15 protein-coding genes and 1 riboswitch are annotated in these 14,374 nt (G+C 58.3%); of the genes, 8 read left to right on the top strand and 7 right to left on the bottom strand.

Features of this window, described 5'->3' with window-relative positions:
• Positions 1–30 precede the first annotated feature (30 nt).
• From KHQ23_RS19060 to KHQ23_RS19050, 3 genes are read left to right on the top strand one after another with little or no spacing between them, the layout of a single operon-like run.
• Entirely contained in the window at positions 31–792 is a 762-nt protein-coding gene (locus KHQ23_RS19060) for an endonuclease/exonuclease/phosphatase family protein (RefSeq protein ID WP_004179098.1), read from the top strand.
• Positions 789–2,033 carry a cardiolipin synthase ClsB gene (gene clsB / locus KHQ23_RS19055; RefSeq protein ID WP_002895730.1) on the top strand — a complete coding sequence of 415 codons (1,245 nt, stop codon included), beginning with the start codon at positions 789–791 and terminating at the stop codon, positions 2,031–2,033. Before KHQ23_RS19060 ends, clsB begins: the two co-directional genes overlap by 4 nt.
• On the top strand, positions 2,030–2,995 hold the full coding sequence (locus KHQ23_RS19050; protein WP_002895728.1) for a lysylphosphatidylglycerol synthase domain-containing protein: 966 nt from the start codon (positions 2,030–2,032) through the stop codon (positions 2,993–2,995). The genes clsB and KHQ23_RS19050 overlap by 4 nt, the downstream gene beginning before the upstream one ends.
• Positions 2,996–3,174: 179 nt before the next feature.
• Here KHQ23_RS19050 and KHQ23_RS19045 read toward each other — a convergent pair whose 3' ends face one another.
• The 6 genes from KHQ23_RS19045 to moaA all read right to left on the bottom strand — a co-directional run bounded on the left by KHQ23_RS19045 (position 3,175) and on the right by moaA (position 6,637).
• Entirely contained in the window at positions 3,175–3,879 is a 705-nt protein-coding gene (locus KHQ23_RS19045; protein ID WP_032421130.1) for a Bax inhibitor-1/YccA family protein, read from the bottom strand.
• A 45-nt stretch (positions 3,880–3,924) separates the two neighbouring features.
• Positions 3,925–4,377, bottom strand: a complete 453-nt coding sequence (gene moaE, locus KHQ23_RS19040; protein ID WP_002895674.1) for a molybdopterin synthase catalytic subunit MoaE — start codon at positions 4,375–4,377, stop codon at positions 3,925–3,927.
• 1 nt (position 4,378) lies between these two features.
• The gene (moaD, locus tag KHQ23_RS19035; RefSeq protein WP_002895672.1) at positions 4,379–4,627 is read right to left on the bottom strand and encodes a molybdopterin synthase sulfur carrier subunit; all 249 of its coding nucleotides are present in this window, start codon (positions 4,625–4,627) and stop codon (positions 4,379–4,381) included.
• Entirely contained in the window at positions 4,620–5,108 is a 489-nt protein-coding gene (gene moaC / locus KHQ23_RS19030; protein ID WP_002895670.1) for a cyclic pyranopterin monophosphate synthase MoaC, read from the bottom strand. Before moaC ends, moaD begins: the two co-directional genes overlap by 8 nt.
• Before the next feature lie 3 nt (positions 5,109–5,111).
• The gene (gene moaB / locus KHQ23_RS19025; protein ID WP_002895668.1) at positions 5,112–5,624 is read right to left on the bottom strand and encodes a molybdenum cofactor biosynthesis protein B; all 513 of its coding nucleotides are present in this window, start codon (positions 5,622–5,624) and stop codon (positions 5,112–5,114) included.
• Between the two features lie 23 nt (positions 5,625–5,647).
• Positions 5,648–6,637, bottom strand: coding sequence for a GTP 3',8-cyclase MoaA (gene moaA, locus KHQ23_RS19020; RefSeq protein ID WP_002895665.1), 990 nt, complete (start codon positions 6,635–6,637; stop codon positions 5,648–5,650).
• A riboswitch (molybdenum cofactor riboswitch) is annotated at positions 6,625–6,763 on the bottom strand. Its footprint overlaps the gene before it by 13 nt.
• A gap of 208 nt (positions 6,764–6,971) precedes the next feature.
• Here moaA and yvcK point away from each other — a divergent pair.
• The 4 genes from yvcK (at position 6,972) to pmrB (ending at position 11,394) form a co-directional block, all read left to right on the top strand.
• Complete coding sequence (yvcK, locus tag KHQ23_RS19015) at positions 6,972–7,877, top strand: uridine diphosphate-N-acetylglucosamine-binding protein YvcK (RefSeq protein WP_004142092.1); 906 nt, start codon at positions 6,972–6,974, stop codon at positions 7,875–7,877.
• 104 nt (positions 7,878–7,981) lie between these two features.
• Positions 7,982–9,622 (top strand): phosphoethanolamine transferase EptA, encoded by a 1,641-nt coding sequence (eptA, locus tag KHQ23_RS19010; RefSeq protein WP_032421129.1) that lies wholly within the window; start codon positions 7,982–7,984, stop codon positions 9,620–9,622.
• A complete protein-coding gene (gene pmrA / locus KHQ23_RS19005; RefSeq protein ID WP_002895659.1) occupies positions 9,622–10,293 on the top strand; it encodes a two-component system response regulator PmrA in 672 nt (223 codons plus the stop codon). The genes eptA and pmrA overlap by 1 nt, the downstream gene beginning before the upstream one ends.
• 3 nt (positions 10,294–10,296) lie before the next feature.
• Positions 10,297–11,394: a two-component system sensor histidine kinase PmrB gene (gene pmrB / locus KHQ23_RS19000; RefSeq protein ID WP_023282312.1), complete on the top strand. Its 1,098-nt coding sequence runs from the start codon at positions 10,297–10,299 to the stop codon at positions 11,392–11,394.
• Between the two features lie 248 nt (positions 11,395–11,642).
• Here pmrB and uvrB read toward each other — a convergent pair whose 3' ends face one another.
• Positions 11,643–13,664, bottom strand: coding sequence for an excinuclease ABC subunit UvrB (gene uvrB / locus KHQ23_RS18995; protein WP_023282311.1), 2,022 nt, complete (start codon positions 13,662–13,664; stop codon positions 11,643–11,645).
• 411 nt (positions 13,665–14,075) lie between these two features.
• Here uvrB and KHQ23_RS18990 point away from each other — a divergent pair, with 411 nt between their 5' ends.
• On the top strand, positions 14,076–14,288 hold the full coding sequence (locus KHQ23_RS18990) for a hypothetical protein (protein ID WP_032411915.1): 213 nt from the start codon (positions 14,076–14,078) through the stop codon (positions 14,286–14,288).
• Positions 14,289–14,374: the final 86 nt, after the last annotated feature.

Raw genomic sequence — 14,374 nt, 5'->3', positions numbered from 1 at the left:
ATTCAGGAAAGTGACATTTACTGGAGAATTATGGCTGAGCCAACGGCGGGATTTTCGTTGAACGTGCTGACAATTAACACCCATAAAGGCTTTACGGCGTTTAATCGGCGTTTTATTTTGCCCGAACTGCGCGACGCCGTGCGCAGCGTTAGCGCGGATATTGTTTGCCTGCAGGAGGTGATGGGCGCTCATGAGGTACATCCGCTGCACATCGAAAACTGGCCGGATACGACCCATTATGAATTTCTCGCCGACACCATGTGGAGCGACTACGCCTACGGGCGCAATGCGGTTTATCCGGAAGGCCACCACGGCAACGCCGTGCTGTCGCGCTTTCCCATTGAATACTACGAAAATCGCGATATCTCGGTCGGCAACGGGGAGAAGCGCGGCCTGCTGTACTGCCGCATCGTGCCGCCGCGGAGCGGGATAACTATTCACGTGATTTGCGTCCATCTCGGTCTACGCGCCGACCAACGGCAGGCGCAGTTGACCATGCTGGCGGAGTGGGTCAATACCCTGCCCGCGGGCGAGCCGGTGGTGGTGGCTGGCGATTTTAACGACTGGCGTCAGCAGGCTAACCAGCCGTTAAAAGCCCAGGCCGGGCTGGAAGAGATCTTTACCCGCGCCCGCGGACGGCCGGCGCGCACCTTTCCGGTCAGTTTTCCGCTGCTGCGCCTCGACCGCATTTACGTCAAGAACGCCCACGCCAGTCGCCCGAAGGCGCTGGCCCTTAAACAATGGCGGCATCTGTCCGATCATGCACCCCTTAGCGTGGAGATACATTTGTGAAATGTCGTTGGCAGGAAGGCAACCGCATTACGCTACTGGAGAATGGCGACCAGTACTATCCGGCGCTGTTTGCGGCCATCGGTCGCGCCAGCCGGCGGGTGATCCTCGAATCCTTTATCTGGTTTGAAGATGAGGTGGGCCGGCGGCTGCACGCGGTCCTGCTCGAGGCTGCCCGCCGCGGCATCCAGGTGGAGGTGCTCCTCGACGGCTATGGTTCCCCGGATCTCAGCGATGAATTTGTCGGCGAGCTCACCGCCGCTGGCGTGATTTTCCGCTACTACGATCCGCGTCCTAAGCTGATGGGGATGCGCACCAATCTGTTCCGTCGCATGCACCGTAAAATCGTGGTAATCGACGACACCACCGCCTTTGTCGGCGGTATTAACTACTCCGCCGAACATATGAGCGACTACGGTCCGGAGGCGAAGCAGGATTATGCGGTGCAGGTCGAAGGGCCGGTGGTGCTCGACATCCTGCAGTTCGAGCTGGAAAACCTGCCCAACAGCGAAACCGCCCGCCGCTGGTGGCGACGTCGTCGCCACCAGCCGGAGATTAACCAGACCCCCGGCGAAGCGCAGGCGCTGTTCGTCTGGCGCGACAACCAGGATCACCGCGACGATATTGAACGCCACTACCTGAAGATGCTGACCAGCGCCCGCCGGGAAGTGATTATCGCTAACGCCTATTTTTTCCCCGGCTACCGCCTGCTGCATGCGATGCGCAATGCCGCGCGGCGCGGAGTACGGGTTAAGCTGATCGTGCAGGGCGAACCGGATATTCCCATTGTGAAGTTTGGCGCCCACCTGCTCTATCACTATCTCGTTAAGGGTGGGGTGCAGATTTACGAATATCGCCGTCGCCCGCTGCATGGCAAGGTCGCTCTGGCAGACGACCACTGGGCCACCGTTGGGTCAAGCAACCTGGATCCGCTTAGCCTGTCGCTGAATCTGGAAGCCAATCTGATCATCCACGATCGGGTGTTTAACCAGACGCTGCGCGATAATCTCAACGGGCTTATCGCCCGGGATTGCCAGCGGATCGATAAAACGATGCTGCCGAAACGCAACTGGTGGCGGCTGGGCGTCAGCGTGATGGCTTTCCACTTTCTGCGCCACTTCCCGGCATGGGTCGGCTGGCTACCGGCTCATACCCCGCGGCTGGCCAGAGTCAGCCCGCCGGTCCAGCCGGAAATTGAAACTCAGGACCGCGTCGAGTCTCCAGCCAGGGATAATCCACTATGAGCAAATCACATCCCCGCTGGCGGATGGCGAAAAGAGTGCTGACCGTGCTCTTTTTTATCGCCGTCATCGTCCTGTTGGTGATCTACGCGCAAAAAGTCGACTGGCAGGACGTGTGGAAGGTGATCCGCGGCTACGATCGGCTGGCCTTGTTTAGCGCCATTGCGCTGGTTATCGTCAGCTACCTCATTTACGGCTGCTACGATCTGCTCGGTCGGGCCTATTGCGGGCACAAGCTGGCGAAACGCCAGGTCATGCTGGTGTCGTTTATCTGCTACGCCTTCAACCTGACCCTCAGCACCTGGGTCGGCGGGATCGGTATGCGCTACCGGCTGTACTCGCGGCTGGGGCTGAACGGCAGCACCATCACCCGTATTTTTTCCTTAAGCATTACCACCAACTGGTTGGGCTATATTCTGCTGGGCGGGGTGATATTCACGGCAGATCTGGTGAAGCTGCCGCCGCACTGGTACATCAGCCAGACCACTCTGCGCATTATCGGCGGGGTGATGCTGATCCTTACGCTTTGCTATCTGTTCGGCTGCGCGTTCGCCAAACGCCGTCACCTGACGATTAAAGGCCAGCGGCTGGTGCTGCCCTCCTGGCGCTTCGCGCTGCTGCAGATGGGGCTCTCGGCGGCGAACTGGATGGCGATGGGGGCGATAATCTGGCTGCTGTTGGGCAGCGAGATTAACTATTTTCTGGTATTAGGGGTGCTGCTGGTGAGCAGTATCGCCGGGGTGATTATCCATATTCCGGCTGGGATCGGAGTGCTGGAGGCGGTGTTTATCGCCATGCTCTCCGGGGAAGATATTTCGAAGGGCGCGATCATTGCCGCCCTGCTCGCCTGGCGCGCGCTCTATTATTTCCTGCCATTGCTGCTGGCGACGGTGGCCTATCTGCTGCTGGAGAGCCGGGCGAAAAAGCTGCGGCAAAAGAACCAGCGCAAGCTGGCCCGCGAATGAAACGGCCAGGTCGCGCTGCGCTTGCCGGGCTTGCGGGGTGTGAGCCTGTGAGAGGAGCCTGTAGGCCGGGTAAGGCGCAGCCGCCACCCGGCAATACCACGGGTACCGTACCTGATATCTCGCCCGGCGGCGCTGCGCTTGCCGGGCGTTCGGAGATGCAACCCCTTGATATAAAGAGGTTAGCGGCGGTTGCCCATAATACGCAGCAGCATCAGGAACAGGTTGATGAAGTCCAGATACAGCGTTAAGGCGCCGAGGATCGAGTATTTACGCAGCGTGGCGCTGTCGCGGGTATCAATCTGCTCGCCGATGTTTTTCAGCTTCTGGGTGTCATACGCCGTCAGGCCGACAAACAGCACCACCCCAATGTAGGTCACGGCCCACATCAGCGCCTCGCTCTTCAGCCACAGGTTGACCAGCGACGCCAGCACGATGCCAATCAGCCCCATAAACAGCATGCTGCCGAAGCCGCTCAGATCGCGCTTCGTGGTGTAACCATACAGGCTCATCACCCCAAACATCCCGCCGGTGACCACAAAGGTGCTGGCGATCGATGAATAGGTATAGGCGATAAAAATGCTCGATAGCGTCAGTCCAGTCAGCGCCGAATAGAGCATAAACAGCGTGGTGGCCATCCCGGCGCTCAGCCGCTGCACCATTCCCGACAGCACAAACACCAGCGCCAGCTGGGCAATAATCAGCCCGAAGAAAGTGATTTTGCTCGAAAAGACGAACATCATCACCGCCGGAGTATTCGCTGCAAACCACGCGATAAACGCCGTCAGCAGCAGGCCGACCGTCATCCAGCCGTACACCTGCGCCATGTAAGTCTGCAGGCCGGTACGGCCCTGCACTATTGAATCGGAACGCGGATATCTGTCCATGACTCTCTCCTGATTAACAAAGTTTCACCCTGTAAGCGTATCACACTACCAGCGCTCTGCCGCCTGGCGATCGCTGTCGCGGGCGTCGACCCAGCGTTCGCCATCCGGCGTCGCTTCACGCTTCCAGAACGGCGCGCGGGTTTTCAGGTAATCCATAATAAACTCGCCGGCGGCGAAGGCGCTGCCGCGGTGAGCGCTGGTGACGCCGACAAACACAATCTCTTCCCCCGGCCACATTTCGCCGATGCGATGGATAACCGTCACCCGGCCCAGCGGCCAGCGCTCGCGCGCCAGCTCGACAATTTCCGCCAGCGATTTTTCAGTCATCCCCGGATAGTGCTCGAGGGTCAGCGCCTTCACGCTGTCGCCGAGGTTGTGGTTACGCACTTTACCGGTGAAGGTGACCACCGCGCCGTCTTCATCGCGTTCCGCCAGCCAGGGATATTCCTCACTGACGCTAAAGCGCGCCGGGCTGACCACGATACGGGTTTGCGTCATGTCAGCCCCCCGTTACCGGTGGGAAGAACGCCACTTCGTCGCCGCTGGCCACTGGATGTTCGAAAGAGGTTAGCGTCTGGTTAACCGCCGCCAGCAGCTTGCCCTCCTCCAGGGCCAGCGCCCAGCGATCGCCGCGGGCGGCAAGCTGCTGACGAACCGCTTCGACAGTCGCCAGTTCGCTGGCATCAAGGGTCAGCGAATCGGTACCGACCAGCTCGCGCACCTGGGCAAAAAACAGAACCTTAATCATGGCATTCACCCACCTTAAAATCGCCGGACTTGCCGCCGCTTTTCGCCAGCAGGCGCACCGGGCCAATCACCATATCCTTCTGCACCGCTTTGCACATATCGTAAATGGTCAGCGCGGCAACCGAGGCGGCGGTCAATGCTTCCATCTCAACGCCGGTTTTCCCGGTGAGTCGGCAGAGCGATTCAATGCGCACCCGGTTATGTTCCGGCTGCGCCTGCAGATTGACTTCCACTTTGCTGAGCATCAGCGGATGACACAGCGGGATCAGCTCCCAGGTGCGTTTGGCCGCCTGGATCCCGGCGATACGCGCGGTGGCGAACACGTCGCCTTTATGGTGGCTGCCGTCGATAATCATCGCCAGGGTCGTCGCCTGCATTTCGACATAAGCCTCGGCGCGCGCTTCGCGCACCGTTTCCGCTTTGCCGGAGACATCGACCATATGGGCTTCGCCCGCGGCGTTAATATGGGTCAGTTGTGACATAGATTATTTCTTCAGGTGTGGAATGAAGTTACAGGGACGGGTGCGGGCATCAAGCTGCGGGGCGATGATGTTGTCCCACGCCGTACGGCAGGCTTTGGTTGAGCCCGGCATGGCGAAAATCAGCGTGCGGTTGGCGACGCCGGCCACGGCCCGGGACTGCAGCGTCGAGGTGCCGATCTCTTCGAAGGACAGCATGCGGAACACTTCGCCAAAGCCTTCGACCTCACGGTCAAACAACGGCAGCAGCGCTTCCGGCGCCTGATCGCCGTCGGTAAAACCGGTGCCGCCGGTGATCAGCACCACCTGCACGTTATCGCTGGCTATCCACGCCGATACCTGAGCGCGGATGGCGTAGCGATTCTCTTTGACGATCGCCTTCTCGACGACTTGGTGCCCCGCCTCCTGCGCCGCCTCGCGCAGCCAGTGACCGGAAGTGTCGTCCTCTTCGCCGCGACGGCTGGAAACGGTAAGAATAGCAATACGGGTCGGAATAAACTCAGCGCTAGCCTGGCTCATCTGAATGCTCCTTTCGAAAACGATTAACCGCCAATATAGGACAGGTTCTGCGTAATACCGGTGTTGCCCTGATGCAGGAAATGGGTCTGCTTTTTATGGGTTAAGGCTTCGGCGATCCGCGCCTCCAGCGCGGCCTGCTGCTGGTCTTCGGCCATCAGGTCACGCAGGTCGACGCCGCCTTCGCCAAACAGGCACAGGTGCAGTTTGCCAACGGACGAGACGCGCAGCCGATTGCAGGTGGCGCAGAAGTCTTTTTCATACGGCATGATGAGACCGATCTCGCCGGCGTAGTCCGGGTGACAAAAGACCTGCGCCGGGCCATCGCTGCGCTGGCGGATCTGATGGATCCAGCCGCGGCGCAGCAGTTCATCGCGCAGCACCATGCCGGAGAGATGGTGACGGCGGAACAGGTCGCTGCCTTCACCGGTTTCCATCAGCTCAATAAAGCGCAGCTGGATACGGCGGGGTTGGATCCACGCGAGGAAGGTATCGAGCTGGTGATGGTTAACATCACGCATCAGCACGGTATTCACCTTTACCTTGTCAAAGCCGGCGGCGAAGGCGGCGTCAATGCCGTCCATCACCTGGTGGAACTTATCCTGGCCGGTGATGGCATGGAACTGGCGGGCGTCGAGGCTATCAACGCTGACGTTAATCGCCGTCAGGCCGGCATCGCGCCAGCGTTCGACATCGCGCGCCAGGCGGTAACCGTTGGTAGTGACCGCAATCTGACGGATCGCCGGGTTTTCACGCACGGCGGCAATGATCTCGGTGAAGTCGCGGCGCAGGGAGGGTTCCCCACCGGTGAGGCGAACTTTTTCGGTGCCCAGCGCGGAGAAAGCGCGCGTAACCCGGCGTACTTCGTCTACGCTGAGAAAGCCATTGTTATTGACGGCGCCGGGCTTATAACCGTTCGGCAGGCAGTAGGTGCAACGGAAGTTGCACACATCGGTAATCGACAGACGCAGGTAATAAAACTTACGCGCGAATGCATCGGTAAGCTGTGAGGCCATATACACCTTTCCAAATACGGGAGACGCGGTCATTTCTTTCCACGCCCTGGCGACAACCGGCGGCGTCGCGGCCAAATCGCCATATCTTTTGACACAGGCGAAGAGGCTAGAGTGTTAACAGGTTATGTCGATAGTAGCGCGTTACAGGCAGTTTCGCCATTGGCGATTTCGCTATATAATCTTATACATATCGCTATCTTCGTGCATTTTCGCTACAGAATAGCCATAAATCATTTTTTTGCCTTGATGTCGGTCAGTTTGTCGGGCTCCTCCCATCGTCTTTTAGGGGTAGATCGGGTAGTGTGTGGCCGTTTATGTGAAATAAGGAATTTCTATGCGCAATCGTACATTCGCTGACCTCGATCGGGTGGTAGCGCTCGGCGGCGGGCATGGTTTGGGCCGGGTGATGTCCTCCCTCTCCTCGCTCGGCTCACGGCTGACCGGCATTGTCACCACCACCGATAACGGGGGTTCCACCGGGCGGATCCGTCGTTCGGAAGGTGGCATTGCCTGGGGCGATATGCGCAATTGCATCAATCAGTTAATTGCCGAGCCGAGCGTAGCGTCGGCGATGTTTGAGTATCGTTTTGGCGGTAACGGCGAGCTTTCCGGGCATAACCTCGGAAATTTGATGTTAAAGGCGCTGGATCACCTGAGCGTGCGGCCGTTAGAGGCGATCAATTTGATCAGAAACCTGTTGAAAGTGGACGCTTTCCTGATCCCGATGTCAGAACAACCGGTGGATTTGATGGCGCTAGATCATGAAGGCCATGAAGTTTATGGCGAAGTGAATATTGATCAGCTTGATAATGTGCCGCAGGAGCTGATGCTCACCCCGCCGGTACCGGCCACCCGCGAGGCGGTGGAGGCTATTGCCGAAGCCGATTTGATCCTCATTGGGCCGGGCAGTTTTTACACCAGCCTGCTGCCGATCCTGTTGCTCGACGAGATGGCCCAGGCGTTGCGCCGCACCCCGGCGCCGATGGTTTTTATCGATAACCTCGGCAAAGAGCATAGCCCGGCCGCGAGGCTGTCGCTGGCGGAGCGCATCGCGATTATGGAGCGCTATGTAGGCAAGCGGGTGGTGGATGCGGTGATCGCCGGTCCAAAAGCCGATATCAGCGGCATCGACGACCGGTTGGTGATCCAGACGCCGCTGGAGGCCAGCGACGTTCCCTATCGTCATGACCGGGCGCTGCTCCGCGGGGCGCTGGAGAAAGCGATCCAGCTGCCGGGCTGATCCTGCGCGCCGGAAGCGGCCCACTTCGGCGCACCTTAAAATCTTAAGGTTGTCTTAAAATAGGGCTGGCACTATACCCTCATCTTTTTCTGTGGGTGTGCATTATGTCGTTATTGCCTCTGCGTCGGCCGGTGGTCAGCCGCACGACTTATCTGATTCTCTTTGCTTGCTATATCGGTATCTGTCTCAACCTGGCTTTTTATCGCCAGGTTTTCCCGTTACTGCCGGTAAATAGCCTGCATAACTGGCTGGTATTTCTCAGTATGCCGATCGTGGCCATTAGCGTGATGAATATCCTCACCACTCTCGCCTCGTTCCTGAAGCTGGACCGGCTGGTGATTAGCCTGTTCATTCTGCTCAGCGCCTCGGCGCAATACTTCATCTGGAACTTTGGCGTGGTGATCGACCGCAGCATGATCACCAATATCCTCGACACCACTCCGGCGGAAAGCTTTGCTCTACTCTCCGGCGAAATGATTGCCGTCCTCGGCCTTTCCGGGGTTTTGGCGGTATTCATCGCCTGGTGGGTGAAAATCCGTAAGCCCGCCACGCGGTGGCGCGGCGCGGCGATGCGCCTGCTCAATATCGCCGTTTCGGCGCTGCTGATTATTCTGGTGGCCGCGCTGTTCTACAAAGATTACGCCTCGGTGTTCCGTAACAACAAAGAGCTGGTGAAATCCCTGAGCCCTTCCAACAGCATTGTGGCCGTGAACTCCTGGTATGCTCATCATCGGATGGACAACCTGCCGCTGGTGAAGATTGGCGAAGATGCCACGCAGAAAGCGGTGATGCATAACGCTCCCCGTAAGAACCTGACGATCGTCGTGCTCGGCGAGACTTCGCGAGCGGATAACTTCTCACTGGGCGGCTATTTGCGCGACACCAACCCGCTGATGCGGCAGGACGGCGTGATCTATTTTCCGCATACCACTTCCTGCGGCACGGCAACCGCAGTTTCCGTGCCGTGCATGTTCTCCAATATGCCGCGCGCGCATTATGACGAAGAGCTGGCGCACCATCAGGAAGGCGTCCTGGATATTCTACAACGCGCAGGGATCCAGGTGCTGTGGAACGATAATGACGGCGGCTGCAAAGGCGCCTGCGACCGGGTACCACACCAGAACGTCACCGACCTGAAGCTCACCGGGCAGTGCATCGATGGCGAGTGCTACGATGACGTCCTGTTCCATAATCTCGACAGCTATATCGATAACCTGCAACAGGATGGCATTATTGTGCTGCATACCATCGGCAGCCACGGTCCGACGTACTACAATCGCTATCCAGCGGCGTTTCGCAAATTCACGCCGACCTGCGACACCAATGAGATCCAGGGCTGCACCCGGGAGCAGTTGACCAATACCTATGACAACACCATCCTTTATGTCGACTATGTCGTTGATAAAGCGATAAAACTACTGCAATCTAAACAGGATAAATTTACCACTAGCCTGGTTTATTTGTCCGACCACGGCGAATCGCTGGGAGAAGATGGCGTCTATTTGCATGGTCTGCCGTATTCCATCGCGCCGGAAACGCAGAAACATGTGCCGATGGCGCTGTGGCTCTCCGCCGACTACCAGCAGCGCTACGGTATTTCCGCGCACTGTCTGCAGCAGCGGGCGCAAAAAGAGAATTACTCGCAGGATAATCTGTTCTCCACCCTGCTCGGCCTGCTCGGCGTCAGCACCCGCGAGTACCAGGCGGCAGATGATATCTTAACGCCATGTAGAGAGGCTGGTTGATGAAAATCTTAGTCATTGAAGACGATGCGCTGCTGTTGCAGGGGTTAATTCTGGCGATGCAAAGTGAAGGATACGTGTGCGACGGCGTCTCCACCGCGCACGAAGCCGCGCTATCGCTGGCCAGCAATCATTACAGCCTGATCGTGCTGGATCTCGGCCTGCCGGATGAAGACGGGCTGCATTTTCTCTCCCGCATGCGGCGGGAGAAAATGACCCAGCCGGTGCTGATCCTCACCGCCCGCGATACGCTTGAGGATCGCATTAGCGGTCTCGATACCGGGGCGGATGACTACCTGGTAAAACCCTTTGCCCTGGAGGAACTCAATGCGCGCATTCGCGCCCTGCTCCGCCGGCATAACAACCAGGGCGATAATGAAATCAGCGTCGGCAATCTGCGCCTTAACGTCACTCGCCGCCTGGTGTGGCTGGGTGAAACGGCGCTGGATCTTACGCCGAAAGAGTATGCCCTGCTGTCGCGGCTGATGATGAAAGCCGGTAGCCCGGTGCATCGCGAGATCCTCTACAACGACATTTACAGCTGGGACAACGAGCCGGCGACCAATACCCTGGAAGTGCATATTCACAACCTACGCGAAAAGATTGGCAAATCGCGGATCCGCACCGTCCGGGGCTTTGGCTATATGCTGGCTAACAACATCGACACGGAATAGACCATGGCTCTGTTTGCAACTGAAACCTGGACCATGCGCCACCGGCTGCTGCTGACCATCGGCGCCATCCTGGTGGTCTGCCAGCTGATAAGCGTCTTCTGGCTATGGCATGAGAGCAAAGAGCAGATCCAGCTGCTGGTGGCCAGCGCTATCGAAGGGCACAACAACCAGAAACATGTGGAGCATGAGGTACGGGAAGCGGTTGCCAGCCTGCTGGTGCCGAGCCTGCTGATCGTTGGCCTGGCGCTGTATATCAGCATGCTGGCGGTGCGCAAGATCACCCGCCCGCTTTCACGACTGCAAAGCGAACTGGAGAACCGCACGCCGGACAACCTCACTCCTATCGTACTCAGCGAATCGGTGCCCGAAGTCACGGCGGTGACCACCGCCCTGAATCAGTTGGTTTCCCGCCTCAATCTGACCCTCGACCGCGAGCGGCTGTTTACCGCCGACGTGGCGCATGAGCTACGCACCCCGCTGGCCGGGCTGCGGCTGCACCTTGAGCTGCTGGCGAAAGTGCATGGCATGGGCGTCGACCCGCTGATCCAGCGTCTCGATCAGATGACCACCAGCATTTCCCAGCTGCTGCAGCTGGCGCGCGTCGGCCAGTCCTTCTCCGCCGGCAGCTACCAGCAGGTGCTGTTGCTGGATGACGTGGTAAAACCCCTGCAGGACGAACTGGAGGCTATGCTGGCGCAGCGTCAGCAGCGGCTGCTGCTGATGGATATCGAAAACGAGGCCGTCGTCTCTGGCGATGCGACGTTAATCCGCGTGATCCTGCGCAATCTGGTGGAGAATGCTCACCGCTACAGCCCTGAAGGGTCGACGATCCGCGTGTCGGTGAAAGCGGGCCTGATGCCGGTGATGGCGGTGGAAGATGAAGGGCCGGGGATCGATGAGGCGAAAAGCGGCGAACTCAGTAAAGCCTTCGTGCGCATGGACAGTCGCTACGGCGGCATTGGCCTCGGACTGAGCATCGTCACGCGCATCGCTCAGCTGCATGACGCCCAGTTTTTTTTGCATAACCGACAGCCAGGGCCAGGGGTCCGCGCGTGGGTGCTATTCCCGCAGCGCGGGGGTCAGAACGTCAGCACCCATTGATGGAAGAAGGCAACAATAATGACCAGGGCGGTGGCGACCGCCAGATATTCACGGAAGTTAATTTTTTGCATGGGCGCTATCCTCATCAGGTTGAAGATAGTGTCGCCTGGCGAGATTAAGCAAACATTAAGAAGGCCGCAACGCGGCCTTTTTTCTTCTCAAATGTTTGTTATCTGGCAAGCAGGACGATAAGAGAAGCGCGCCTTCACTATATCCCGCACGTCCACTCCGCCAGTCTGCGCCCAGAATCAGGAGGCGGCGATAAACAGCTCGCGCAGCTGATGCAGCTGGTCGCGTATTTGCGCCGCCTCCTCAAACTCGAGGTTCTGCGCGTGCTGCATCATCTGCCCTTCCAGCTCGTGGATTTTCTGCTGCAGCGCTTTTGGCGTCATATCCACAGCGCTAAGCCCGGCAGGCTCAACGGCCTTCGCTTTACCGCGCCCTTTGGCTTTGGTTTTCGCCAGGCCCTGGCCCAGCTGCAGGATATCCACCACTTTCTTATTGAGCCCCTGCGGCACGATGCCGTGCTCTTCGTTGTAGCGCTGCTGTTTCTCCCGTCGACGCTCGGTCTCGCCAATGGCTTTGGCCATGGAGGGGGTGATCTTATCGCCGTAGAGGATGGCCTTGCCGTTGATGTTGCGCGCCGCGCGGCCGATGGTCTGGATCAGCGAGCGTTCAGAACGCAGGAAGCCCTCTTTATCCGCATCCAGGATCGCCACTAACGACACCTCAGGCATATCCAGCCCCTCACGCAGCAGGTTGATCCCCACCAGCACGTCAAACTCGCCAAGACGCAGGTCGCGGATGATTTCCATGCGCTCGACGGTGTCGATATCCGAGTGCAGATAGCGCACGCGCTCGCCGTGCTCCTCAAGGTACTCGGTTAAGTCCTCCGCCATCCGCTTGGTGAGAGTGGTGACCAGCACGCGCTCGTTGATGGCCGTGCGCAGGCGGATCTCTGACAGCAGATCGTCGACCTGGGTCGCCACCGGGCGCACTTCGATGATTGGGTCAAGCAGACCGGTCGGCCGCACCACCTGATCCACTACCTCGCCGCCGGATTTATCCAGCTCATAGGCGCCCGGGGTCGCCGACACATAGATGGTTTGCGGTGCCAGCGCTTCGAATTCTTCAAACTTCATCGGCCGGTTATCCAGCGCCGACGGCAGGCGGAAACCGTATTCCACCAGCGTCTCTTTGCGCGCCCGGTCGCCCCGGTACATACCGCCGATCTGCGGCACCGTGACGTGGGATTCGTCAATCACCAGCAGGCCATCCGCCGGCAGATAGTCGAACAGGGTCGGCGGCGGCTCGCCGGGCCCGCGCCCGGAGAGAAAGCGCGAGTAGTTTTCAATGCCCGAGCAGTAACCCAGCTCGTTCATCATTTCGAGGTCAAACTGGGTACGCTGGGTTAAGCGCTGCTCTTCCAGCAGCTTGTTGTTGGCCAGCAGCACCTTGCGCCGCTCCGCCAGCTCCAGCTTGATCTCTTCCATCGCCTGGACGATGCGCTCCCGCGGCGTTACGTAGTGGGTCTTGGGATAAATGGTATAGCGCGGCACCGTCCCTTCGACGTGGCCGGTGAGCGGGTCGAACAGCGACAGACGCTCGACCTCTTCGTCAAACAGCTCAATGCGCAGGGCGATATCGTCGGATTCCGCCGGGAAGACGTCGATCACCTCGCCGCGCACGCGAAAAGTGCCGCGCTGGAAGGCCTGATCGTTGCGGGTATACTGCAGTTCGGCCAGACGACGCAGGATCGCTCGCTGGTCAATCAGCATACCGACCGTCAGATGCAACATCATTTTCAGATACAGGTCCGGGTCGCCGAGGCCGTAGATCGCCGAGACTGACGCCACCACCACTACGTCGCGCCGCTCGAGCAGCGCTTTGGTGGCCGACAGACGCATCTGCTCAATATGTTCGTTTACCGAGGCGTCCTTCTCAATGAAGGTATCTGAGCTGGGAACGTAGGCTTCCGGCTGATAGTAATCGTAGTAGGAGACGAAATACTCGACGGCATTCTCCGGAAAAAACTCTTTCATCTCGCCGTAGAGCTGAGCCGCCAGGGTTTTGTTTGGCGCCAGCACCATCGTCGGCCGCTGCAGGTCGGCAATCACGTTGGCGATGGTAAAGGTTTTACCGGAGCCGGTAACCCCCAGTAGCGTCTGATGCGCAAGCCCATCCTCCAGCCCCTCTTCCAGGCGGCGGATGGCTTCCGGTTGGTCTCCGGAGGGGCGAAAGGCGGAATGCAGTACAAACGATTTACTCATCAATCAGAACCTGAAAAAAGAATTAGCGGCCGGTGTTTAATTCTACCCCCCGGGCCGTTTTTTGCCAATAAATTATACTGGATATTTAAACAGTGCGTACTTATGATAACGCCACAAAAGGGTCTTATTGGCCGGCAAGCTGGGTGCAAAACGCGCGTCAGACGGAATAATCCTCCGGCCGCCAGGGTTATCCCCAGAAAATTTTACCTTTTAACATTTGTCAAGCGGACGGGTGAAACTTTTATGGCAGCAGATGACGCTTTTCTTACACCCATTGATTTTATCTAACAAGCTGATATTTAAGATCTTTAAAGAAAAGACGCCTTTCGCGCCAATTCAGCCGCAAGCCGCGTACGCTCTAGCTTACCGCAGGTTTTCTAACTCTAATACACAAGGTTATCCACAGGAATAGTGGATAACTGTCCGCAGCCCAAGACCACCGCCGCCCGGCGCCTGTCGCCTTTTGCGGTCAACCGCGTGGCGAAAAATTTTTATCGAACTATTTTTGATAACTATCCGCTTAAAGCCGCTCGATTTTTGCTGCTTTTTGCACCACTCTTTAGCGTCGGGCACCGGAAAAGTGCAGCCCCGGCGCTGACGAGGCCCGATGGTATCGGCGTTTAGCGCTTTTTTCCGAGCGTTCTTTTTCCTGGCAAGAGTTTTGCAGCATCTTTCTGTCGCCCTGACGCCAGGATAAGGAGAAAACGTCC

The organism is Klebsiella sp. 64 (genome assembly GCF_018223915.1).
GTDB classification, from domain to species: domain Bacteria; phylum Pseudomonadota; class Gammaproteobacteria; order Enterobacterales; family Enterobacteriaceae; genus Klebsiella; species Klebsiella pneumoniae.
This window is presented reverse-complemented; position numbering and strand designations above follow the sequence as displayed.

Excerpts from the sequence above, each read along its gene's own strand:
- pmrA (WP_002895659.1), top strand. The coding sequence starts at position 9,622 with ATGAAAATCTTAGTCATTGAAGACGATGCGCTGCTGTTGCAGGGGTTA.
- eptA (WP_032421129.1), top strand. The coding sequence starts at position 7,982 with ATGTCGTTATTGCCTCTGCGTCGGCCGGTGGTCAGCCGCACGACTTAT.
- pmrB (WP_023282312.1), top strand. The coding sequence starts at position 10,297 with ATGGCTCTGTTTGCAACTGAAACCTGGACCATGCGCCACCGGCTGCTG.
- moaA (WP_002895665.1), bottom strand. The coding sequence starts at position 6,637 with ATGGCCTCACAGCTTACCGATGCATTCGCGCGTAAGTTTTATTACCTG.
- moaB (WP_002895668.1), bottom strand. The coding sequence starts at position 5,624 with ATGAGCCAGGCTAGCGCTGAGTTTATTCCGACCCGTATTGCTATTCTT.
- KHQ23_RS19060 (WP_004179098.1), top strand. The coding sequence starts at position 31 with ATGGCTGAGCCAACGGCGGGATTTTCGTTGAACGTGCTGACAATTAAC.
- KHQ23_RS19045 (WP_032421130.1), bottom strand. The coding sequence starts at position 3,879 with ATGGACAGATATCCGCGTTCCGATTCAATAGTGCAGGGCCGTACCGGC.
- moaD (WP_002895672.1), bottom strand. The coding sequence starts at position 4,627 with ATGATTAAGGTTCTGTTTTTTGCCCAGGTGCGCGAGCTGGTCGGTACC.
- yvcK (WP_004142092.1), top strand. The coding sequence starts at position 6,972 with ATGCGCAATCGTACATTCGCTGACCTCGATCGGGTGGTAGCGCTCGGC.
- KHQ23_RS19050 (WP_002895728.1), top strand. The coding sequence starts at position 2,030 with ATGAGCAAATCACATCCCCGCTGGCGGATGGCGAAAAGAGTGCTGACC.
- moaC (WP_002895670.1), bottom strand. The coding sequence starts at position 5,108 with ATGTCACAACTGACCCATATTAACGCCGCGGGCGAAGCCCATATGGTC.
- moaE (WP_002895674.1), bottom strand. The coding sequence starts at position 4,377 with ATGACGCAAACCCGTATCGTGGTCAGCCCGGCGCGCTTTAGCGTCAGT.
- uvrB (WP_023282311.1), bottom strand. The coding sequence starts at position 13,664 with ATGAGTAAATCGTTTGTACTGCATTCCGCCTTTCGCCCCTCCGGAGAC.